Origin of the sequence: Aliiroseovarius sp. YM-037 (assembly GCF_048060095.1) — a bacterium.
In the GTDB taxonomy this organism is placed as follows: Bacteria; Pseudomonadota; Alphaproteobacteria; order Rhodobacterales; family Rhodobacteraceae; genus JBLUOA01.
Genome location: NZ_JBLUOA010000006.1, coordinates 100812 through 122181 on the forward strand (window position 1 = coordinate 100812; position 21370 = coordinate 122181).

Sequence of the window (21370 nt, forward strand, 5' to 3'; positions counted from 1 at the left end):
TCATTCTTTCCTGAGGACTGATATGTCGAAGTTTACGTTTCCCGAGAGCATCCGCAGTCGACCCGTCTATGGGACGCTCGCACCCCGCGATGGCTCAGCCCATTTGCTGATCGCCGACGCCCACGGGGCCGAGGCGATTTTGGATGTCGCAACGCCAGAGATGATGGCGAAGGGTCACATTATCTACATCCCGAAGGGTGAGACGTTCGAAGCTAAACTGCGCGCTTTGAACCCTGCGTCTTTTTATGCGGGTCCATCCTACGGAGCTGCCGAGCAACGTATTCACAAGGCGTTCTCGGATGCGAAGATGGGATTGCAGGTCTATCTGGCGGGGACCGAAGGCCTGATGGGTCAGGCGCAGATCGCCGCCATGCAGGCTGGAATCCCGCACACCGCCATTCAGACGGAGCATCGCGGGTCAGTCGCGCGCCGAATGCAATGCGTGCATTGCAAAGGTATCACAGAGGACGTCGAAACCGATCCGTTTGTATGTGCCCACTGCGGATTGAACCTATTTGTCCGCGATCACTATTCGCGCCGTTTGGCCGCCTACCAAGGTGTGTGCATCGACGCGGAAGACCCGGGCAATGTTCCTGCACCAAAGGGGATTTACGAATGAGTGGGGCGGAAAAGATCGCCGTCAAAGTAACGGATGTCGTGCCGCTGAATGACTTGGTGACACGTTTTAGATTTGAGCGTGTCGATGGTGGGTTGTTGCCGACGTTTTCCGGCGGCGCGCATACTGTGGTCGAAATGCAGGATGGCGATATCACCCGGCTCAATCCCTATTCGCTGATGTCTGATCCGATGGACCAGACGGCCTACACGATTTCCGTGCGTCGGGATGACGAGGGGCGCGGCGGTTCGCTGTTTATGCACAATAACGTCAAGGTCGGGGATGAGATGACGATCTCTTATCCCGTGAACCTGTTCAGCCTCGACCTGCGCGCCAAGAAGCATCTGTTCCTTGCGGGCGGCATCGGGATTACACCGTTCCTGGCGCAGATCAAGCAGTTGGAACGCTTCAATGGCAACTGGGAATTGCACTACGCCTGTCGCACCGAAAGCCTTGGCGCCTATGTAGATGAGCTGACGAACCACCATCCGAACGAGGCGCACATCTACTATGACGATCAGGAGCAGAAGATAGATTTGGTGACCCTGCTCGACGGGCAACCGCTTGGAACCCACGTCTATGTCTGCGGCCCCAAGGGGATGATCGAGTGGGTGTGCAAAACAGCGGAGGCCGAGGGTTGGCCGCGCGAAGCAATCCACTATGAAGAATTTCTTGCGCCCCAGCCTGGCAAGCCGTTTGAGGTAAAGCTGGCAGTCTCGAACAAGGTTATTCAGGTCGGCGAACAAGAGAGCCTTTTGGAAGCGATCGAACGCGAAGGCGTCGATGCCCCGTATCTGTGTCGGGGCGGCGCTTGTGGGCAGTGTGAAACGCGGGTGATCGACTACACCGGTCACTTTATCCACCGCGATCACTGGCTTGAAGACGATGAACATGCCTCTGGCGAAAAGATCATGCCCTGCGTATCGCGTTTCGAGGGCAAAATCTTAGTATTGGACCGTTGATATGACCATTCAGTTTAATGACGAGACTTTCCGCGACGATTATTCGTTCTACAACTCAGAGCGGGCAATCAAGCGCTTTCCATTCCCGTTTCACGAAGACAGCTACATGTATTCCGTCAACATGGAGCAGCACCGGGGCGGTCCAGTAGATAGCGTCTATGAAATGCGGTTCGATGTGGACGAACATTATGTGGCCGAGATGAAGGATCGGGCGATGGTTCTGGCGGACGATCCGCTGCGCTGCCAGTCGCTGCCGCATATGACGCTTGCCGGATGGGATTTGCTTGAACTGATTATGGTCAGCAAATCCGAAGACTACCCTGATTTGTTTGAACTGCATCGTGACGGCAACAATTGGCGTTGGGTAAACAAACCGCTGGGGATCGACGACAGCTTTGTTTTTCTTGATGAAACCACGCTACGCTATGGCCCGATGGAGTACATCACACGACAGGCGCAGGGCGATTTCTGCGTGCTGGATCAGCGGGATGATAACCTTTGGATGGACGCGGGAATGGTGACGACCCAAGCCGATTGGTCACTGGATTTCGACATTGGGATGAACTTTTTCGAATGGCACGCCCCTGTGCCGCTGGCCCATGAAAAGGGTATCTTTGTGCGTGCGTTGAAGTTCCTGCTGAACATCCAGCAAGGCTCTCCGGCGCGGCGACTGAATTGGACGATGACGGTCAACCCGCTATTGGATACGTCGCCTGAGAACTACCACAAGTGGGGCGTTCAAAAGACAACTCTGACGCCTGAAAACATCGGGACCAAGCAGCATTTGCGGGTTGAACTGCAAACCTTTTTCCGCCTGCCGCGTTCGAACGCGCTCGTGTTCCCGATCCGCTGCTATTTGTGCAGTTTCCAGGACTTAATGACTGTGCCGAAATGGGGCCGCCGGTTGCATCGTGTGATCCGTGATCTGCCGGTTGAACTGGCAACCTACAAGGGCTTTATCGACAATCGGCCCATGATGCTGGATTACTTATCTCAGTTTGACGATGGGCAGCCGACATCGCCCGGAATCTGGCCCGATCTGGACACTGAACCAGCGCTACAGACCTAAGTGTCAGGTTGATGGCGCGCATCGGCTTTTTTCTGCGGGTCTTTATTCTTGGTGTCTGGTTGGCGCAAATGGCCCAAGCGCAGTCTTGCCGCCATGCGCTTGTCTTGGCGCTTGATGTATCAGGATCGGTGAATTCGACCGAATACGCACAGCAAGTCAACGGATTGGCGGCAGCGTTGAATGATCCGGATGTCCGTTCGCTGATCTTGTTCAGTGCCGATGCGCCGATTGCAGTAACTGTCTTTGAATGGAGTTCGCGCAATCATCAATTTGTCATCCAGCCCTGGATTTCACTGGACGGTCCCGCCGCCCTAGATCGGGTGATTGCCCGGATTAGATCGCATCAGAAAGTGCGGGCTGGGTTGAAAACCGCAATAGGCACGGCGCTGTCGTTCGGAGCGGTTTTGTTGGAAGAACAGGAGCAGTGCTGGCAAAGAACCATCGATGTTTCAGGCGATGGAACGAATAACATCGGCATCACCCCGACAGAGGCTTACCGCACCGGCGCGTTTGACGGGATCACGGTGAACGCGCTGGTTGTGAATGATCCCGCTAGCACCACCATTGCCGGGACAAGCAGTTCGTCAGAAGCGCTAAAGAACTACTACGAAGACGAAGTGATACACGGCCCGCTTGCATTTACGATGGTTGCGAACGGGTATGCTGATTATGCCGCCGCGATGCAGCGCAAACTCATGCGGGAACTTTCACCTCCAATATTCGGTGAGCTGCGCGATTAGCTGTCTTGTGGATAACTGATGACGGACAGATAGCGCGCCGGCAATTGAACGAGCGTCTCTGGTCCATGCGGCGCATCCGCGTCGAAGAACAGTGTATCACCCGGCTTGAGGAAGTAGACATCGTCGCCGTGCCGATACCCGACCTCGCCTTCCAGCATGTAGATCGTTTCGATCCCCGCATGTTGAAAGGTCGGAAAGACGTCAGCCTTGTCGGACAGGGTAATCAGATAAGGTTCAACGATCACGCCGCTTGAGTTCGCGCCGATATGGCCAAGTAGATTGTACTGGTGGTTGGCGCGTGTCCCCTCGCGTTCGTGTTCGACACCTTCGCCAGCCTTCGTATGCACCGCTGTGCGTGCTTCTTCAAAGCCGCGAAAAAACGCGGTGAGCGGAACAGAAAGCGCGTTTGCCAGCGTTTGCAGCGTTGTCAGTGAGGGCGACGTATTTCCGTTTTCGATCTTCGATAGCATCCCGATAGAAAGACCTGTCGTCGCGGACAGTTCGGCAACGGTAATCTCTTGCTTGCGCCGAAACGCGCGCACTTCACGGCCGATGGCGACTTCCAGTACGTTCTCGCGGTTTGCGCGCACGCGATGTGGGTCTTGTGTCAGGATCGTTGCGGTCATGTCGGTATCCAGTTCTTGAATGTCCATGAATTACCGCTTTGCAATAATCAGACAAGGGCGTCGCCGAAGAAATTTGCCCCTTCCATACTGGCATAATATAATTGTTTCCTGCTAGGATAATTTTATGACTAGAAATGAAATAATGCAGGTTGGCTTCCTTATCTTTCCTGGCTTCCCGATGGCCTGCTTAACGTCGATGATCGAACCGCTGCGCGCCGCAAACGAAGTTGCGGGGCAGGAAGCATTCGGGTGGACGTTGATCTCTGAAGAAGGGGCTCGCGTTAAAGCGAGTGCGAATGTCTGGTTTGAACCAGAACACGCCTTGGCGGATTGTGACGGGCTTGATCAGTTGTTCCTGTTGAGCGGACCGTCGTCGAAATTTGTAAACCCGACCTCATCTCAGGGAAAGCTGCGCAAGCTTGCGCGTCACGGTGTCACTATGGGCGCGATCAGTGGCGGTATCTTCCCTTTGGCGCGAACTGGATTGCTCGATGGTTTCACGACATCTGTTCATTGGTGTTATGAGGCCGCGTTTTCCGCCGAATTTCCGCGTCTGGAGGCGACGGAGGATGTGATCGCGATTGATCGGCGTCGTGTGACGGCCTCAGGTGCGGCGGCTGCCTTTGATCTGTCACTGCATCTGATTGAAGAGGTGCTTGGCGCTGACGTTGCAACCGAAGTGGCGTGCTGGTTTCAACATCCGCTTGTCCGTGGTCAAGGTGTGAGCCAACGCAAACCCACTTTCGCCGCCGAAAGCACCAACGATATGTTGCCGCAAATCGTGCGCAAGGCGGTCGACATATTCGCAGATCACATCGAAGATCCGATCAACATCGCAGATGTCGCGGCCGAGGTCGGCGTTTCGGTGCGTCAACTGGAACGTATGTTCCATAAGACGACCGGGAACACGCCACTTGGGTATTATAAATCCCTGCGTATGCACAAAGCCCGTCAGCTGCTGCACTATAGCAAAGACACGATGATCGAGATCGCGACCGCGGTCGGCTACACAAGTTCATCCGCGATGTGCAAGAATTACATTGACGTCTTTGGCATCCATCCCAGGGAAGATCGCAAGAAAATCAATATGTTCCGCGTGCGTGACAACACGATTGTGCCGTCTGCTTAAGCGACCGATTGCGCTGTCGTCAATAGTGCGTGGTGGAGCGAGCCAGCCGATGCGCGTGGGCCGAGGATGCGGATGTGTTCCGCATCTTGGTATCTGATTACAAAGCAACTCATATGGTGGATCATGGTGCGATGCGTGTCGCCCGGCCTCATCTTGCGAATGGGCACGGCGCAAAGCCGCTCGCACAAATCCGCCATCGCCGGACCTGTGACGTCAAAGCAAACCCACGCCCCGGTTTGTTCCGTGATCGATGCGGTTTCGGCAAATAGATCCGCGAGCGTTTCCGCCATCTGTTCATGTTCGTCGCGGGCTGCGCTAAGCATCCATTGATCCGGGCCTGTCCAAAACCCCGACATAGGTTCGCCAAACTGGGCTTTGTCGGCGCCGGGAACCGCCCTGATAAGGTTCTTTAGTTTTGCGTGACATGCGGTTTCGTGCCCCATGCGCGCCGTGACAGAGGCGAGCGCAAGCGCGTCATTTTCGGAAATCGTGACGTGGTCGAACGCGTCGACGCACGGCTCAGCACCGCCGAGGGCGGTTATTGGCAAAAGATCATGCACGAAGCCTCTCCCCTTCTGGGTCAACGAAATGGGCGCTGACGATTTCCACGTCCACATGAACGTCGGTCAACGGGCTGACAAGCCGCATGGTGTCCCCCAAACGCTCTGACCCGTTCTTGAGGAACCCGAGTGCGATTGCGTGGCCGAGGGTTGGCGAATAACAAGCCGAAGTCACGTAGCCCTGATCGTGCACCGCATCGACCGGCCCTTCCGCATTCATCAAATGCGCGCCTGCGGGAACAGGATCTTTCGGATCAACGGGTTTGATCCCGACTTGCCGCAAATCGCCCTCTGCATTCAGTCCCGGACGTTGTGACAAAGTTTTTCCTATGCAGTCCTTGAGGCCGCTGATCATTCGCCCCATTCCGAGGTTTTGTGCCGTTGTGGTGCCGTTTAGTTCATTCCCTGCAGCATGCCCTTTTTCGATGCGCATGACGCCAAGCGCCTCAGTGCCGTAGGGTGTAACGTCAAACTCCGCCCCGGCCTCCATTATCTTGCGGATCAACGCGTCGCCATACGCCGTGGGCACCGCGATTTCATAGGCCAGCTCTCCGCTGAACGAGATGCGGAACAACCGCGCGCGCAATCCGCCGCAGATCGTGATGTTCGCGCAGGCCATGAAAGGAAACGCATCGTTGCCGATGTCTTGATCGACGATCTTTTCCAGCAGCCTGCGGCTGTTCGGCCCGGCGACCGCATACTGCGCCCATGCTTCGGTTGTCGAGATCAGCTGGACGTCCATGTCCGGGCTGAGGCATTGACGCACGAATTCCATGTGCCGATAGACGGGCAGGGCGTTTGCGGTCGTTGTCGTGACAACGAAGTGATCTTCGGCAAGGCGGGCAGCCGTGCCATCGTCCATCGCGATACCGTCTTCGCGAAGCATCAATCCATAGCGCGTCTTGCCGACGGCCAGCTTTGCGAAACTATTGCAGTAAATCTTATTCAGGAAAGCCGCCGCATCGGTGCCCTGCACATCGACCTTACCCAACGTCGTTACATCGCAAACGCCGACCGAGTTTCGGGTCGCCAGCACCTCTCGGTCGACGCTTTCGCGCCACGTCGTTTCACCAGCGCGGGGAAACCACTGCGCACGCAGCCAGTTACCGACTTCAACGAAGACAGCACCCTGTTCCTCGGCCCATTTGTGCGACGGTGTCAGGCGTTTCGGGTGGAATTCCTGTTCGCGGTGGCGTCCGGCAAACGCTCCGATGGCGGTAGGAGTATAGGGCGGACGGAAAATCGTCGTGCCAACTTCGGGGATAGCCTTACCCGCAAGTTCGGCCATGATCGCGAGGCCACCCATATTTGATGTCTTGCCTTGATCTGTGGCCATGCCCAACGTGGTATAGCGCTTAAGATGTTCGACAGACCGAAAGCCTTCTTGGTGGCTGAGCTTCACGTCCTTTACGGTGACGTCGTTCTGCTGATCGAGCCATGCACGCGAACAGCCCTCGACATACCAAAAAGGAGTGATGTTTACCGGCGCGTCTTCAGCTTTGGGCATGGCGGGACTGCGCCCTTTCAGACCAAGGGCATTCTTTGCGGTCTGCGCTCCGCCGCGCAAGGCGCCTGCGGTGCTCATGTCACCGTTGGCAGCTCCGACGACGGACATACCAGCGGGCAGGTCGCCGCCGGGGACGAAGGCCGCGATACCGTCGGCCCATGCGGGGCGGCCGCGTTGATGACAGGTAAGGTGCACGTTCGGATTCCATCCACCCGACAGGCCAAGCGCGCCGCATTCGAGCGTGCGCGTGCTACCGTCGGCCAATTTGACCTCAGCGAAGGCAAGGCCCAAGCGGCCTTTGGTATCGGTGATCTCGCCATGCAGCACCTCGTAGTCCCCGCTGCGTGGAGCATCTGGACGGACATCTACCACGGCGGCGATCTTGATGCCCCGCGCGTGTAAATCCGACGCCGTCCGGTGCCCGTCGTCATTGTTGGTGAAAATCGCGACCCGCTTGTCGACGGCGACGGCGAACCGGTTCGCGTAAGTGCGCAAGGCAGACCCAAGCATGATCCCCGGACGGTCGTTGTTTTCAAATGCAATCGGGCGTTCGATGGCGCCCGCTGCAAGCACGGTTTGTTTCGTATAAATTCGCCAAAGCACTTGGCGGGGTTTGCCAGCATCCGGCGTGTGAACGTGGTCGCTGATCCGTTCAACTGCGCCATATATACCGTGGTCGAAAGCTCCGATCACCGTCGTGCGCGTCATCAGGCGCACATTCGGAAGGCTGCCGAGTTCGGCCGCTGCCTGCGCCGCCCAATCCGCACCGGTCTCATCGCCAATCACCAGAGTTTCACTGTTGAGGCGGCCGCCAACACGAAAATCTTCATCCGCCAGAATCACATCAGCCCCGGCGCGTCCCGCCGTCAGCGCTGCCGCGAGGCCAGCAGGTCCGGCTCCGATAATCAGCAGATCGCAATGCAAGAACCCCTTGTCGTAAACGTCCGGATCGTCTTGGAGCGAAAGCGATCCCAGACCAGCCGCATTGCGGATAAGCGGCTCGTAGAGCTTTTCCCAGAATGCGGCAGGCCACATAAAGGTTTTGTAATAAAATCCAGCGGTCAGAAAGTTGGAAAGACGATCGTTGATCGACAGCAAGTCGAATTTCAAAGACCCGAGCCGATTTTGGCTTTTTGCGCGCAGGCCATCGAACAGTTCGGTTGTTGTGGCGCGCGTGTTGGGTTCCTGCCGCGCTCCGCTGCGCAGTTCAACAAGCGCGTTGGGTTCTTCAGAGCCAGCAGACAGCGGCCCACGCGGGCGGTGGTATTTAAACGACCGCCCCATTAGGCGCACCCCGTTTGCCAGTAGGGCCGAGGCTAATGTGTCGCCGGGGTGGCCTGCGTAGGACTTGCCATCGAGGGTGAAGTTCAGCAGTTCGGTCTTGTCGACTTGCCCGTCACCAATGCGGTTAACTTGGCTCATTTACTGCGCCCTCTGCTACGGGCGACATCGCGGGCCAGCCTCACATCGGAAATCTCATGCGTGACTGTGTTGCGCGTTACAACAAGCCACGAACGATCTCCTGCTTCGTGAAACCAAAGTTCGTCGTGCCACCCGGCCGGGTTGTCGCGCAAATAGCCGTATTCGTAGAAATCCTTCGCTGCCGTGTCGGAATCTGGATCGGGGCGATCAATCAGTTTTGCATCGCCCATGTAGGTGAATTCGGCGCTATCGCGCGGTCCAAGAAGGGGGTGGTTAATAATCATCAGTGCAAGTTGGGCTGATTGCCCATTCCCTTTTCATCAATCATCAGGCCCTTTTCAAAGCGGTCGAACCGATAGGCTGTGGCGGTCGGGTGTGGGGCGTCTTTGGCAAGAAGGTGGGCAAAGCAGAAACCAGAGGCAGGGGTCGCCTTAAAGCCGCCGTAGCACCAGCCGCCGTTGAAGTAGAGCCCGTCGATATGCGTTCTGTCGATGATCGGTGAGCCGTCCATCGACATATCCATGATCCCGCCCCACATGCGCAGCACGCGCGCGCGGCCAAATGCCGGGAAGATCGCCATGCCGCCCTCGCAGACATCCTCGACGACTGGCAAGTTGCCCCGCTGGGCGTAGGAGTTGTAGCCGTCGAGATCACCGCCAAAGACAAGCCCGCCCTTATCGGATTGGCTGCAATAGAAATGGCCCGCGCCAAATGTGACGACCCCCGGCATGACCGGTTTCAGGCCTTCCGAGACAAACGCCTGCAATACGTGACTTTCTATCGGTAGGCGCATGTCAGCCAAGGCCATCAAGCGGCCGGATGATCCTGCAACCGCACAACCGACCTTAACCGCTCTGATGAGCCCTTTCGATGTCTCAACACCGATGCACTTTCCGTTTTCGATCTTAAATCCGGTGACTTCGCAATTCTGAATGATATCGACACCCCGGCTGTCGGCCCCGCGGGCATAACCCCATGCAACCGCGTCATGTCGAACCGTGCCACCCCGATGCTGTGCTAACCCGCCCTTGATCGGAAAACGCGCATCTTCGGTGTTCAGGAATGGATACCTTGCTTTGATCTGTTCGGTGGTCAGCATCTCTGCATCCGCTCCGTTCAAGATCATTGCATTGCCCCGCCGGATGAAGGCGTCGCGTTGGGCGTCCGAGTGTATCAGATTGAGGATGCCACGCTGCGAAATCATCGCGTTGTAGTTCAAGTCCTGCTCAAGACCTTCCCACAGTTTCAGCGAGAATTCATAGAAGGGCTCATTTCCGTCCAGCAGGTAGTTCGAACGTATAATAGTCGTGTTACGACCCACATTGCCGCCTCCGATCCAGCCCTTCTCCAATACCGCAATGCGCTTTTGGCCGAATTCTTTTGCCAGATAGTAGGCGGTCGCAAGCCCATGCCCGCCGCCGCCTATAATGATGATATCGTAATCCGCCTGCGGTTCAGGATCGCGCCAGGCAGGCTTCCACCCTTTGTGGCCGGTCAATGCCTCTTTGATAACCTTGAAACCTGAATAGCGCATTTTCGACATCCTCTTTCAGACAGTGTGCCGCAACCCCAATGGATTGAGGCTCTGGGATTGGACGCGCGGTTCCTCATTTGCGACATCTTTTCGAATTCCTTGGATCATTCATTTCGCACTGGTAAGAAAAAAACTTGATTGAGAGGAAAATAATGCCAGAGTGTTTGCGGATGTAAGCAAGAGGCGAAGAATCGCCCGACATAAGATCCGCCGTTTCCCGGACAACGAAACGGTTCTTGCACCGCAAAATGAGCGGACAAAAAATATAGGGAGGAATAGTTATGAGAAAGATGACGACAGCAATGACGGCCGGCGTTTTGGCCTTCGCACCATTCGCCGCACTGGCCGAGGATAGCGGTGATCCAATTGTGATCCCGATTCACAACTGGTCCAGCCAGATCGTGATGTCCAACGTCGTTGGGCAAATTCTGGAAGAGAACGGAAACGCGGTCGAGTATGTCACAACAGACAGTCAGGCCGTATATGAATCCGTGCGCCTGGGCGATGTGACGCTTGAACTTGAAGTTTGGGAAGGCGCATTCGGCGCGTCGTTCCGTGCGGCACTTGAAAAAGGTGGTATCGTTGATGTGGGCGACCATGACGCGGTTACACGCGAAGACTGGTGGTATCCGATGTGGACGAAAGACGCCTGTCCGGGTCTGCCTGACTGGGAGGCGCTGAACGAATGTGCGGCCCTTTTTGCAACCGCCGAGACGGGCGACAAAGGCCGCTATCTGGATGGTCCGGTCGATTGGTTGAAACACGGTCAGGAACGTGTCGAAGCATTGGGCATGGACTTTGTGGTGGTGAACGCGGGATCTGCCGCTGCCCTATGGGCTGAAATCGGTGCTGCCGAAGCAGACAAGCGCCCGATCGTGGTGTTCAATTGGACGCCAAACTTCGCGGAAGCCGTCTGGCCGGGCGAATTCGTTGAATTCCCTGTGTGGGAAGACGGCTGCGACAAAGATCCGGCAGTTGGACCCAACCCCGACGCGTTGTTTGACTGCGGCAACCCGGCTAACGGCTATCTGAAAAAGGCCGCCTGGGAAGGCATGGAAGAAAAGTGGCCAAGCGCTTATGCGGTGCTTGAAAACGTGAACTTTACGAACGCGCAAATCGCAGAGATGGCAAAGCTGGTCGACATCGACGAGATGGAGCCGGAAGAAGCTGCTACCGTTTGGTTGGAAGACAACAAAGACGTTTGGGAAAGCTGGGTTAACTAAACCCGACTTCTTATTCAAAGTCTCCCCGTCCGGCATACGTTGGGCGGGGACATCTATCATAAGGGATCCCATGTCAGCCAAAGCCCCCGTCATTTCCTGTCAGAACGTCTGGAAGATTTTTGGAAGCAACCCGCAGCGTTTCTTAAGAGACATGACCCCAGGGATGAGCTTTGATGACATTCGGGCAGCAGGTTATATTGCTGGCGTCAAAGACGTTTCCATCGAAGTTCATGAAGGCGAGATGCTGGTGATTATGGGCCTGTCCGGCTCTGGCAAATCAACGCTTGTGCGCTGCTTTTCGCGCCTGCATGACATCACCGGCGGGACGATCACCGTCGAGGGCCAAGACATCATGGGCTTGTCCGAAAAGGATCTGATCGAATTGCGCCGGTCCAAAATGGGTATGGTGTTCCAGTCATTTGGGCTGTTGCCGCATCGCACAGTGCTGGAAAATGTCGCCTTTCCGCTAGAGATGCGCGGTCAGGACAAGCACACCCGGCGTGAACGCGCGTTGGAGGTGGTAAAGCTGGTCGGCCTTGAAGGTCGTGAAGACTATTTCCCGCGCGAACTTTCCGGTGGTCAGCAGCAGCGTGTCGGTATCGCGCGCAGCCTCGCCATTGAGCCGGATATTTGGTTCCTTGATGAACCTTTCAGCGCGCTTGACCCGTTGATCCGCAAAGAGATGCAGGATGAGTTCTTGCGCCTGCAACAACTTCTGAACAAAACGATTGTCTTTATCACCCATGACTTTGATGAGGCTCTGCGTCTTGCCGACCGGATTGCCATCATGAAGGATGGCGCTGTCGAACAATGCGACACACCCGACCAGATCGTGCTGCACCCCGCGACCGAATATGTCCGCAAGTTCACGGAAGATATCGACAAGGCACGGGTTGTGCACGCGGGCGTTCTTGCCGATGCGACCGAGACCGGCGAGGGCGATCCCGTTGATGCGGGAATGACCGTTCAGGACATGGCACGCATGTTGGTCAACGATAACCGTACACTGATCCCTGTAAGGCGCGATGATGCTTTGATCGGTGCTATGCCGCGGAAGGCCGCACTTGATATCCTGCTTGGGGCAGATGCATGAGCATCGAGACGACATCTTTGCCCACGATCCGCGTTGGTCCAAACAAGGGTCAAATCGCGTTGGGTCTGGTTGGCGTCGCGGTCGCCCTGACGGCAATGCGGTATGTAGGAATTCTGCCTGACTGGGCCCACAGGTTGCCAGAGGCGGTTATTCCTGACCTGGCAAGCTGGCTGGATGCGATTTTCAACTTCGTAAAGGATGACTTGGGCTTATTGGCCCTGACCCGACTTCTGACGGACGGACTGCAATGGTTGCTTGATGCGTCCGGCAATATCTTTTTCGGCAAACGTCGTTGGCCCTTCATCGGTCCGGTCTCCTGGACGGCCATGTCCGCTGTGGCGGCAATCGTCGGCTACTACCTTGGCGGTTGGCGGTTGGCGGTCCTTGGCGGTGGCACGATGGCGTGGACCGCCCTGATCGGCCAGTGGAAAATCGCGATGGAAACGATGTCGGTTCTTGCGATTGCTGCGCCGCTGGCGTTTGTGATTGGCCTTTTGTTGGGCATTGCGGCGTGGAAATACAAGTGGTTCGACAACATCATCAAGCCAGTCCTGTCGGTTCTGCAAACCCTGCCTTTTTTCACCTATCTTCTGCCCGCGGTCATCTTCTTTAAGGTGGGCCCGACCGCCGGAGCGGTTGCCACGACGATCTACGCCATCCCGCCAATGATCCTGATGACAACGCTCGGTCTGCAGAAAGTGTCGCCCGAAGTGATCGAAGCTGGCAAGATGAGCGGTTGCAGCCGATTTCAGATGTTACGCCATGTCTACCTTCCGTCAGCCCGGACCGAAATTCTTGTGGGTGTGAACCAAGTCATCATGCTGTCGCTCGCGATGGTCGTTCTGACGGCGTTTATCGGGATGCCGGGGCTTGGCGCAAAGCTGCTTGCGATGATGGGCAGCTTCAAGCTTGGTCGATCCTTTGAGATTGGTGTCACGATTGTCTTGTTGGCGGTGATGTTGGATCGAATGTCAAAGGCGTGGGTTGTCAAACAGCCCGAGCACTTCGAACGCGGAGCGGCGTTTTGGCAGCGGCATAAGACGCTCTTGTTCGGCGTTGGCGCTTTCGTTGTTTTTACACTGATTTCATTCGTCATTCCCTTCTTTGCCGAGGTTGGACGGGGTCAGGATTTCAGCCGGGGAAAAGAGCTTGATAATCTGATCAAAGCCTTTCTTAACATTGAATGGGTCAAGGCGATCACCGGCTTCTTGCGGGCATTCCTGAACGTGCAGGTGTTGATACCATTCCGCAACTTCCTGCTGTCGATCCCCACACCAGCATTCATCCTGCTGGTCATAGCCTTTGCGTTGGCTTTGGCTGGGCGCAAACAAGCAATCTACGCGTTGATTTTCTTTTCCTTCGTGGCGCTTTCGGGATGGTGGGACCGGGCGATCATAACGCTTTATTCTGTCATCTCAGCCGTAGCACTGGCCGCGATTATTGGGCTGCCTATCGCTGTCATCGCCGCCCGTTCGGAAAGATGGGCGACACGGGTATTGCTTATCTGCGACACGGCACAGACCTTTCCAAGCTTTGTCTACCTGATACCTGCGATCATGCTGTTTGGGATCACCGATATCGCCGTAATCTTCTCAATCCTCATCTTTTCGATGGTGCCGCTCATTCGCTATACGATTGAAGGGCTGCGGACGGTCCCCGGTGAAATGACCGAGGCGGCAGACATGTCCGGAGCGACCCGGATGCAAAAGCTCTGGAACGTCCAGCTCCCGCTTGCCCTGCCGACCATGGCAGTTGGGTTCAATCAGGCGATCATGTTTGCGTTCTTCATGGTCATCATCGCCGCCTTCATCGGAACGCAGGATCTGGGGCAGGAACTCCAAAGGACGTTGGCTGGCACCGATCTGGGCAAAAACTTTGTCCTTGGGATTTGTGTGGCGGTTATGGCGTTGACGTTCGACCTGACCATCATGAAATGGGCCGCAGAGAAGAAGCGGGCGTTAGGACTGCCTTAACGACATCACTGCTGTCACCGCAACCAACGCCCAGACCAAGCGCTCTTTTGCCGGAATGCGTCGTCTGGCGGCGTAATGATTGGCGCGATTTGGCCGACAGTCGTTTCCTGCCGACCCCCTTCCCGTTGCGAGGCCGTTCCCCGCCGGTCCTAAGCCCGACGACCGGCCCGCATTGAAGCGGCGCGATATCCGTCACTACAGTCCATCCACCGTCAGCGCCGTTATCACTCCGGCCTGGCGTATCCTGGCCCTTCTCATACGTTTTGGGGGCTTTCCATCGGCCGGACTCGCGTCGGGCCGGATCACTCACTGCGTTCAAACGCGATCGGGATATTCCCGAAACCGAAAGGAAAAGACATGAGCCAAGCAAGTGAATTCGAACTGCTGATGTTGGAGCTGGTCAATTACGAACGTACGTCGCGCGGACTTGATCCACTTTCGATCAATGGGGATCTGAACAAATCCAGCGAAGACCACAGCCAGTGGATGCTGGACACCGACACCTTTTCCCATAGTGGCGCGGGTGGCAGCAGTCCGACCGAGCGTATTGAAGGCACAGCGTATGAACTGACCGGCAACTGGCGCACAGCGGAAAACATCGGATGGCAAAGCGAACGGGGAGAACCCGGTATCGAGGATGATGTCCGCGAAATTCATGCCGGGCTGATGGCCAGCCCCGGCCATCGTGCCAATCTGCTCAACCCCAACCTTGAGGACATTGGCATCGGTATTGAAGTTGGTGACTTCGACGGCTTCGAAGCGGTGATGGTCACGCAAAACTTCGGAACGACAGACGCGGTGACCAATACCCCGGATCAAGAGGTCGTGCCGGATACGCCGATCGCTGATGCCGGTGATCTGGATGACCCGGTGCCGCCTCCGGCCTCACAGCCCACGACGCCGGTGACAGAGGAGATACCGGTCGCAGATAGCAGCAACGATGACACGCCGGATAAACCGAAACCTCAGGAAGATCCTGTTGAGGCGGAAACGGCAGATGTCGACATCCCCGGCGGCATGACTGACGACAACATGCCAGTCGATGATGAGATGGTGGTTTGCCCTGATGATTCAACTGATCCGATCACGGCCGCCATCACCACCGACACGCCGCCAACAGCCGCAAAGAATGGCGTCGCCCCCATCACCATCCCTGCCAGCGAGATGACCGAAACTGAGACGACGGGCGATCTGACCGACGTATTCACGTTCGTCGACTTTGACGGCATCGAGGTCGAAGATGCGGGTGACGATGGCACCCCGCTTGACATCGAAGGGATGATACCAACAGCGAATGACACTGAAACAGCTGACGACTGGGTGATCTTCGACACCCTGCTTGCACAGTTGTTTGAAGACGCCGGTAACATGACCTGCGGCGCCACCGTGGACTTCATCTAGCCAGACGCACCACAAAAGACCGAAGCGGGCCAACCGGCTCGCTTCGGCTTTGTCGCCCTTTGGCAAGCCCCACAACATCCGGTTCCGACATTACCGCCCCACACGCACGCCGCGGCAAATGACCTATCAAAGCCCGCCCGTCGCTTCGGTTCAAAGAACCGGGGCCATTTGCGTGCCGGATATAAGAATGAACGCCGCTATGGCCATGAACATTTGTCTGTTTTGACAGCCCTCGTTATCCTGATCACCAAGTCGCGGGGACACAGTGCGACGGATAGGGGGGACCGCGATGAACATTCTGTTCATCATGTATGATCAACTGCGCTTTGACTATCTGTCTTGCGCGGGACATCCGCATCTGGAAACGCCGAATTTCGACCGGGTGGCAGCGATGGGTGTTCGGTTCACGAATGCGTTTTGTCAGTCGCCGATTTGCGGCTCTAGCCGGATGAGTTTCTATACGGGCCGCTATGCGTCATCGCATGGCGCGCAGTGGAATGGTTTTCCCCTTCGGGTGGGCGAGCAGACGCTTGGCGATCACCTGCGCGCGGTGGGGATGGACGCTTGGCTGATCGGCAAGACCCATATGAAGGCCGACGCGGACGGGATGGCGCGCTTGGGCCTTGCCCCGGACAGCGTTATCGGGGCCCGTCAGGCTGAATGCGGGTTCGATGTGTGGGTGCGCGACGACGGTCTTTGGGGTGAGGGGCCGGATGGGTTCTATGACGAAAAACGATCACCCTATAATGAATATCTGAAGTCAAAGGGCTATGACGGTCATAATCCTTGGGCTGACTTTGCCAATGCCGGGATTGAAGACGGCGAAAAGGCCTCTGGCTGGATGTTTGAGAACGCCGACAAGCCTGCCAATATTCGCGAGGAAGACAGCGAAACACCGTGGCTAACCTCTGAAACCCTGCGTTTCATAGCAGAGGCCAAGGGGCCGTGGTGTGCGCATGTCAGCTATATAAAACCGCATTGGCCGTATATCGTGCCGGCGCCCTATCACGCTATGTATGGTGCCAATCATGTGCTCGCCGCCAGCCGACACGAGGCCGAACGCGCTGACCCGCATCCCGTCTTTGACGCGTTTATGAGCAACAAGATCGCGACCGCCTTTCAACAGGAGGACGTTCGCCAGAAGGTCATCCCCGCCTATATGGGCTTGATCAAACAATGCGACGACCAACTTGGGCGCATCCTTGATGAGCTGGAACGCTCCGGCCAGTTAGGCCAGACGATGATCGTGCTGACGTCGGATCACGGTGACTACCTTGGCGATCATTGGTTGGGTGAAAAGGATCTGTTCCATAATCCGTCGGTGAAAATCCCCATGATCGTTTACGATCCACGAGAACCTGCGAACGCGACCCGCGGCACGACCTGCGATGCCTTGGTTGAGGCGATAGACCTTGCCCCGACGTTCCTTGACTTCGCGGGCGGCGATATACCCGATCACATCCTTGAAGGTCGCAGCCTGCACCCTTGGCTTCATGGCGAGACGACTGAATGGCGATCATATGTGATCAGTGAATATGACTATTCGGTCACGCCGATGCGGGATGTTGTCGGGGTGACAAATCGGGACGCACGCCTCTTCATGGTGTTTGATGGGCGCTACAAACTCATCCATGCCGAGGGTGGATTTCGGCCGATGCTGTTCGATCTAAAGAATGATCCCGAAGAATTTCACGATCTGGCAAAGTCGGACAGCTACACTGATGTCATCGCCCGACTATATGATCACCTCTCAGCCTGGGGGCGGCGCATGTCGCAGCGTGTCACCCGGTCGGACGCGGAAATCAACGCGATGCACGGGCGTTCGGCGCGTCGCGGAATAATGCCTTTTTTGAAGGACGGATCGGAAGTTCCACCTGAGCTAACCGAAAAATATCGCGGCCCCGTTGCGCAGGATTATGTCAGTAAGACTGGGCAGGATGCGGATGACCAGTGAGTTGCTCGGCGCGCGCTCGGTTGAACAACGGCTTGGGGATGCCCTTTGATACCGCCGTCGGAATAGCGGTTCGCGGCGGGTCACCAAGGCGCTATTGAACTGCACGCAGGCGCTATGCGCTATTCCAAAGAAATCGGCGTGTCGGAGTTCCGGAAGAGCGGGCGACCCGGAGGACAGATGCCCTCCGGGTCGCTATTCTCAGTGGTCGGTTGCAGCACCGGCCCCACGCGGGACGCGGACGCTCTCGACGAGATCCTTGATCTCTTGCGGAGTTTCTTTGGTCATACCTGCGACAATATAGGCAACCGCAAAGTTGATCATTGCACCCACCGCACCGAAGGACGTTGACTTGATCGTGCCAAGCAGCGGATCAGCATCGGTAAAGGTGTTCGTGCCGGGGATGAAGAACCAACCCTTGTGCAAGAAGATGTAGATCAACGTGACGGTCAAACCGGCAAGCATACCAGCAACAGCGCCATGGTTGTTGATCTTGGTTGAGAAGATTCCCATCATCAGCGCCGGGAAGATTGACGCGGCTGCAAGGCCAAAGGCCAGCGCCACAGTCTGCGCCGCAAATCCGGGAGGATTGAGACCCAGATAAGTGGCCACAACAATCGCTGCTGCCATGGCGATACGCGCCGACAGCAACTCACCCTTTTCGCTGATGTTCGGGTTGAACTGTCCCTTGATCAGGTCGTGGCTGACCGCTGACGAGATTGCCAGCAGCAGGCCCGCCGCTGTCGACAACGCCGCCGCAAGGCCACCCGCAGCCACCAGGCCGATGACCCAGCTAGGCAGATTGGCAATCTCGGGGTTGGCCAGAACCAGGATGTCTCGGTTGAAGTTGGTCAGTTCGTTGCCTTCCCAACCATTCTCAGCCGCTTTGGTCTGCATCTCGGCGTTCTGGTCGTTGTAATACTGGATTTTTCCGTCACCATTCTTGTCTTCCCAATCCAGAAGTCCGGTTTTCTGCCAGGTTTCCATCCATTCGTATTGCGGTTCGGATTCGATCTGCTGGGTTGTAACCGGTTCGCCATCCGTGCCGTTGGGCCACATCAGTTCGGTGATGTTCATCCGCGCCATCGCACCTACAGCCGGGGCCGTCAGGTAAAGCAACGCGATAAACACCAGCGCCCAACCTGCGGACCAACGTGCGTCAGACACCTTCGGCACGGTGAAAAAGCGCATGATGACGTGCGGCAGACCGGCGGTGCCGATCATCAGAGACAGTGTGAACAGAACCATGTTCAGCGTGTCGGCGTGATGCGCGGTATACTCGTTAAAGCCCAGCTCGCGAACGATCTGGTCCAGTTTGGCCAAGAACGGTTCACCACTTGCTGCATGGTCGCCAAATAGACCAAGCGCCGGGATCGGGTTGCCCGTCAGTTGGAGCGAGATGAAAATGGCGGGGATCGTATAGGCCAGGATCAGAACGCAGTATTGTGCCACCTGCGTGTAGGTCACGCCCTTCATGCCGCCAAGCACGGCATAGGCAAAGACCACGCAGGCACCGATAAGCAGACCGGCTGTGTTTGAGATTTCCAGAAACCGGCCAAAGGCGACACCGACGCCGGTCATCTGGCCGATGACGTAGGTGGTCGAAGCCACGATCAGGCAGACGACCGCCACCAAACGCGCAGTGGGGCTGTAAAACCGATCGCCAATGAACTCGGACACGGTGTATTTACCGAACTTACGCAGATAAGGCGCCAACAGCAGCGCCAGCAACACATAGCCGCCCGTCCAGCCCATCAGGAACGAGCTGTTATCGTAGCCAACAAAGGCGATCAGGCCCGCCATCGAAATGAACGAGGCCGCCGACATCCAGTCAGCCGCCGTCGCCATGCCGTTGGTGACCGGATGGATACCGCGTCCAGCGGCGTAGAATTCTGAGGTTGACCCGGCACGTGCCCAGATCGCGATACCGATGTAGAGCGCGAAACTCGCGCCGACAAACAGCAGGTTAATCGTAAACTGTTCCATGGTGTGCCCCTTATTGCTCGTTAACGCCGTGTTCTGCGTCAAGCTTGTTCATGCGCCAGGCGTAGAAGAATATCAGGCCCAGAAAGACCAGGATCGACCCTTGCTGTGCGAACCAGAAACCAAGATCGGTGCCGCCTACGCTGATGCCGGCCAGCATCGGCCGCAGCAGAATGCCAAAGCCGAATGAGACAATCGCCCAGATGATCAGGCTCCAGATAATTATACGCAGATTGGCCTTCCAATATGCGTTGCCATTTTGGTCGTCGGACATTCCTAGCCCTCCTTTTTCAGTTCGTTTTGTTCCGTCAGACGCCGGTTCCGTTTGTGTTCGTCGGCCAATAATCCTGTCGTGGCTTCAACCCGCAATTGCGGATAGTTGATTGCCGATTTCAGCGATGTCGCCCATCGCGGGAACCCGTTTTAAAACACCCTTGGCGTCGTAGTAGTTGATCAGCGGCGCGGTTTCGGCGTGGTATGCGCGAAGTCGCTCGGCCACGGTTGCGGCATTGTCATCGGCGCGGCGCTTAAACTCAGAGCTTCCGCATTGATCGCAAACACCATCCTTTGCAGGTACCTTGAATGTGTCGTGATATCCTTCGCCACAATCGCCGCAGGTGTATCGGCCTGAGATACGGTCGATCATCGCCGCGTCTTCGACTTCGAGTGACACGACCGCGTCAAGTTGCATCGATTTGTTGTCCAGCAGCTCGTCCAGCGCCTCGGCCTGCGCGACCGTGCGCGGGAAGCCATCGAAGATGACGCCATTGGCGACGTCAGGCTGATCCAACCTGTCATTGACGATGGCGATCACGATATCGTCGGAGACCAGCCCGCCGGCCTGCATGACCTCTTTGGCGGCTTTACCGGCTTGTGTTCCGGCCGCCACCGCTTCGCGCAGCAAATCACCGGTGGAAAGCTGCACCAGACCGTGCTGGTCCGTCAGCATACGCGCCTGGGTGCCTTTGCCCGCGCCGGGCGGGCCCAAAAGGATCAGGTTCGTCATATCGTTCACTCCTTCCGCACACTGAGAAAATCAATCACAGTCGGCACTTGCGCCTACCCTCAGCTTTTGAGGTCCGCTATCGTTTTATCCACTTCGGATTTGATCGCGTCGTAGGCTTGGTTATTGGCAGTCCGCGCAGCCTCTGACAGTTCGGTCATGATTTCGAGGGCGCGGGTCACGGCCTGCTGGTAGGACTCAGCGATATCTTCGGGTTGGCCAGATTTCAGTTGGGTTGCAGCACCGGATGTCACGTCACGAAAGATCTGCATCTGTTTTTCCATCAGATCCCGATAGGACGCGGCAGCGGCTTCGTTCGCCTTGGCAACAGCGTCGAACTTCTCCCGCGCTTTCTGGATGGTTTCTTGCGCATCCAGCTGGCCCGGCTTGACGCCGAACTGTTCCATCAATGCTTGTGGGTCGAACATTTTCGACACATTCGCGGGATCAAAAATCTTCATGAACTCTGCATAGCTGTCGGTGGATTTGGACTTGGCCATTTTCACTTCCTTTTCTTCGGTGGGATTAGGTCTGTTATTGTTCCTTCGAACATTTCTGCTGCGAAGTTTACGGTTTCA

19 protein-coding genes are annotated in these 21370 nt (G+C 56.5%); 10 read left to right on the forward strand and 9 right to left on the reverse strand.

The genetic code is table 11. The features are described from left to right. Positions 1–22 precede the first annotated feature (22 nt). From ACEWPJ_RS16775 to ACEWPJ_RS16790, 4 genes are read left to right on the forward strand one after another with little or no spacing between them, the layout of a single operon-like run. Positions 23–619 carry a dimethylamine monooxygenase subunit DmmA family protein gene (locus ACEWPJ_RS16775; RefSeq protein WP_416514276.1) on the forward strand — a complete coding sequence of 199 codons (597 nt, stop codon included), beginning with the start codon at positions 23–25 and terminating at the stop codon, positions 617–619. Further along, positions 616–1578, forward strand: coding sequence for a PDR/VanB family oxidoreductase (locus ACEWPJ_RS16780; RefSeq protein ID WP_416514277.1), 963 nt, complete (start codon positions 616–618; stop codon positions 1576–1578). The genes ACEWPJ_RS16775 and ACEWPJ_RS16780 overlap by 4 nt, the downstream gene beginning before the upstream one ends. Position 1579: 1 nt before the next feature. Continuing rightward, a complete protein-coding gene (locus ACEWPJ_RS16785) occupies positions 1580–2647 on the forward strand; it encodes a heme-dependent oxidative N-demethylase family protein (RefSeq protein WP_416514278.1) in 1068 nt (355 codons plus the stop codon). 11 nt (positions 2648–2658) lie between these two features. Further along, positions 2659–3387 (forward strand): DUF1194 domain-containing protein, encoded by a 729-nt coding sequence (locus ACEWPJ_RS16790; protein ID WP_416514279.1) that lies wholly within the window; start codon positions 2659–2661, stop codon positions 3385–3387. On the opposite strand, the gene ACEWPJ_RS16795 is transcribed toward ACEWPJ_RS16790, so the two are convergent. Further along, complete coding sequence (locus tag ACEWPJ_RS16795; protein ID WP_416514280.1) at positions 3384–4040, reverse strand: helix-turn-helix domain-containing protein; 657 nt, start codon at positions 4038–4040, stop codon at positions 3384–3386. The genes ACEWPJ_RS16790 and ACEWPJ_RS16795 overlap by 4 nt on opposite strands. Positions 4041–4137: 97 nt before the next feature. Between ACEWPJ_RS16795 and ACEWPJ_RS16800 the strand changes: the two genes are divergently transcribed. Continuing rightward, positions 4138–5142, forward strand: a complete 1005-nt coding sequence (locus ACEWPJ_RS16800) for a GlxA family transcriptional regulator (RefSeq protein WP_416514281.1) — start codon at positions 4138–4140, stop codon at positions 5140–5142. Here ACEWPJ_RS16800 and ACEWPJ_RS16805 read toward each other — a convergent pair. From ACEWPJ_RS16805 to ACEWPJ_RS16820, 4 genes are read right to left on the reverse strand one after another with little or no spacing between them, the layout of a single operon-like run. Beyond that, positions 5139–5702 (reverse strand): sarcosine oxidase subunit gamma, encoded by a 564-nt coding sequence (locus ACEWPJ_RS16805; RefSeq protein ID WP_416514282.1) that lies wholly within the window; start codon positions 5700–5702, stop codon positions 5139–5141. The genes ACEWPJ_RS16800 and ACEWPJ_RS16805 overlap by 4 nt on opposite strands. Continuing rightward, entirely contained in the window at positions 5695–8631 is a 2937-nt protein-coding gene (locus tag ACEWPJ_RS16810) for a sarcosine oxidase subunit alpha family protein (protein ID WP_416514283.1), read from the reverse strand. Before ACEWPJ_RS16810 ends, ACEWPJ_RS16805 begins: the two co-directional genes overlap by 8 nt. Further along, positions 8628–8915, reverse strand: coding sequence for a sarcosine oxidase subunit delta (locus ACEWPJ_RS16815; RefSeq protein WP_416514284.1), 288 nt, complete (start codon positions 8913–8915; stop codon positions 8628–8630). Before ACEWPJ_RS16815 ends, ACEWPJ_RS16810 begins: the two co-directional genes overlap by 4 nt. Continuing rightward, positions 8915–10165, reverse strand: coding sequence for a sarcosine oxidase subunit beta family protein (locus ACEWPJ_RS16820; protein WP_416514285.1), 1251 nt, complete (start codon positions 10163–10165; stop codon positions 8915–8917). Before ACEWPJ_RS16820 ends, ACEWPJ_RS16815 begins: the two co-directional genes overlap by 1 nt. A 281-nt stretch (positions 10166–10446) precedes the next feature. Here ACEWPJ_RS16820 and ACEWPJ_RS16825 point away from each other — a divergent pair, with 281 nt between their 5' ends. From ACEWPJ_RS16825 to ACEWPJ_RS16845, 5 genes are all read left to right on the forward strand, one after another. After that, positions 10447–11388 (forward strand): ABC transporter substrate-binding protein, encoded by a 942-nt coding sequence (locus ACEWPJ_RS16825; RefSeq protein ID WP_416514286.1) that lies wholly within the window; start codon positions 10447–10449, stop codon positions 11386–11388. A gap of 70 nt (positions 11389–11458) precedes the next feature. Then, entirely contained in the window at positions 11459–12481 is a 1023-nt protein-coding gene (locus ACEWPJ_RS16830) for a quaternary amine ABC transporter ATP-binding protein (protein WP_416514287.1), read from the forward strand. After that, the gene (locus tag ACEWPJ_RS16835) at positions 12478–14454 is read left to right on the forward strand and encodes an ABC transporter permease (RefSeq protein WP_416514288.1); all 1977 of its coding nucleotides are present in this window, start codon (positions 12478–12480) and stop codon (positions 14452–14454) included. Before ACEWPJ_RS16830 ends, ACEWPJ_RS16835 begins: the two co-directional genes overlap by 4 nt. A gap of 357 nt (positions 14455–14811) precedes the next feature. Continuing rightward, positions 14812–15855, forward strand: a complete 1044-nt coding sequence (locus tag ACEWPJ_RS16840) for a CAP domain-containing protein (protein WP_416514289.1) — start codon at positions 14812–14814, stop codon at positions 15853–15855. Positions 15856–16144: 289 nt separating this feature from the next. After that, the gene (locus tag ACEWPJ_RS16845) at positions 16145–17809 is read left to right on the forward strand and encodes a sulfatase-like hydrolase/transferase (protein ID WP_416514290.1); all 1665 of its coding nucleotides are present in this window, start codon (positions 16145–16147) and stop codon (positions 17807–17809) included. Positions 17810–18007: 198 nt separating this feature from the next. Here ACEWPJ_RS16845 and ACEWPJ_RS16850 read toward each other — a convergent pair whose 3' ends face one another. From ACEWPJ_RS16850 to ACEWPJ_RS16865, 4 genes are all read right to left on the reverse strand, one after another. Further along, positions 18008–19792, reverse strand: a complete 1785-nt coding sequence (locus ACEWPJ_RS16850) for a sodium:solute symporter family protein (protein WP_416514291.1) — start codon at positions 19790–19792, stop codon at positions 18008–18010. A gap of 10 nt (positions 19793–19802) precedes the next feature. Next, positions 19803–20063 (reverse strand): DUF4212 domain-containing protein, encoded by a 261-nt coding sequence (locus ACEWPJ_RS16855; RefSeq protein ID WP_416514292.1) that lies wholly within the window; start codon positions 20061–20063, stop codon positions 19803–19805. A gap of 84 nt (positions 20064–20147) precedes the next feature. Next, positions 20148–20795, reverse strand: coding sequence for an adenylate kinase (locus tag ACEWPJ_RS16860; protein ID WP_416514293.1), 648 nt, complete (start codon positions 20793–20795; stop codon positions 20148–20150). A gap of 59 nt (positions 20796–20854) precedes the next feature. Beyond that, positions 20855–21292: a hypothetical protein gene (locus ACEWPJ_RS16865; protein WP_416514294.1), complete on the reverse strand. Its 438-nt coding sequence runs from the start codon at positions 21290–21292 to the stop codon at positions 20855–20857. Between the last annotated feature and the right edge of the window lie 78 nt (positions 21293–21370).

What these genes read in the sequence shown, in the direction of transcription:
- ACEWPJ_RS16855 (WP_416514292.1), bottom strand. Translation starts at nt 20,063, where the DNA reads ATGTCCGACGACCAAAATGGCAACGCATATTGGAAGGCCAATCTGCGT.
- ACEWPJ_RS16820 (WP_416514285.1), bottom strand. Translation starts at nt 10,165, where the DNA reads ATGCGCTATTCAGGTTTCAAGGTTATCAAAGAGGCATTGACCGGCCAC.
- ACEWPJ_RS16790 (WP_416514279.1), top strand. Translation starts at nt 2,659, where the DNA reads ATGGCGCGCATCGGCTTTTTTCTGCGGGTCTTTATTCTTGGTGTCTGG.
- ACEWPJ_RS16840 (WP_416514289.1), top strand. Translation starts at nt 14,812, where the DNA reads ATGAGCCAAGCAAGTGAATTCGAACTGCTGATGTTGGAGCTGGTCAAT.
- ACEWPJ_RS16800 (WP_416514281.1), top strand. Translation starts at nt 4,138, where the DNA reads ATGACTAGAAATGAAATAATGCAGGTTGGCTTCCTTATCTTTCCTGGC.
- ACEWPJ_RS16845 (WP_416514290.1), top strand. Translation starts at nt 16,145, where the DNA reads ATGAACATTCTGTTCATCATGTATGATCAACTGCGCTTTGACTATCTG.
- ACEWPJ_RS16780 (WP_416514277.1), top strand. Translation starts at nt 616, where the DNA reads ATGAGTGGGGCGGAAAAGATCGCCGTCAAAGTAACGGATGTCGTGCCG.
- ACEWPJ_RS16865 (WP_416514294.1), bottom strand. Translation starts at nt 21,292, where the DNA reads ATGGCCAAGTCCAAATCCACCGACAGCTATGCAGAGTTCATGAAGATT.
- ACEWPJ_RS16785 (WP_416514278.1), top strand. Translation starts at nt 1,580, where the DNA reads ATGACCATTCAGTTTAATGACGAGACTTTCCGCGACGATTATTCGTTC.
- ACEWPJ_RS16835 (WP_416514288.1), top strand. Translation starts at nt 12,478, where the DNA reads ATGAGCATCGAGACGACATCTTTGCCCACGATCCGCGTTGGTCCAAAC.
- ACEWPJ_RS16830 (WP_416514287.1), top strand. Translation starts at nt 11,459, where the DNA reads ATGTCAGCCAAAGCCCCCGTCATTTCCTGTCAGAACGTCTGGAAGATT.
- ACEWPJ_RS16860 (WP_416514293.1), bottom strand. Translation starts at nt 20,795, where the DNA reads ATGACGAACCTGATCCTTTTGGGCCCGCCCGGCGCGGGCAAAGGCACC.
- ACEWPJ_RS16810 (WP_416514283.1), bottom strand. Translation starts at nt 8,631, where the DNA reads ATGAGCCAAGTTAACCGCATTGGTGACGGGCAAGTCGACAAGACCGAA.
- ACEWPJ_RS16825 (WP_416514286.1), top strand. Translation starts at nt 10,447, where the DNA reads ATGAGAAAGATGACGACAGCAATGACGGCCGGCGTTTTGGCCTTCGCA.
- ACEWPJ_RS16815 (WP_416514284.1), bottom strand. Translation starts at nt 8,915, where the DNA reads ATGATTATTAACCACCCCCTTCTTGGACCGCGCGATAGCGCCGAATTC.
- ACEWPJ_RS16795 (WP_416514280.1), bottom strand. Translation starts at nt 4,040, where the DNA reads ATGGACATTCAAGAACTGGATACCGACATGACCGCAACGATCCTGACA.
- ACEWPJ_RS16775 (WP_416514276.1), top strand. Translation starts at nt 23, where the DNA reads ATGTCGAAGTTTACGTTTCCCGAGAGCATCCGCAGTCGACCCGTCTAT.
- ACEWPJ_RS16850 (WP_416514291.1), bottom strand. Translation starts at nt 19,792, where the DNA reads ATGGAACAGTTTACGATTAACCTGCTGTTTGTCGGCGCGAGTTTCGCG.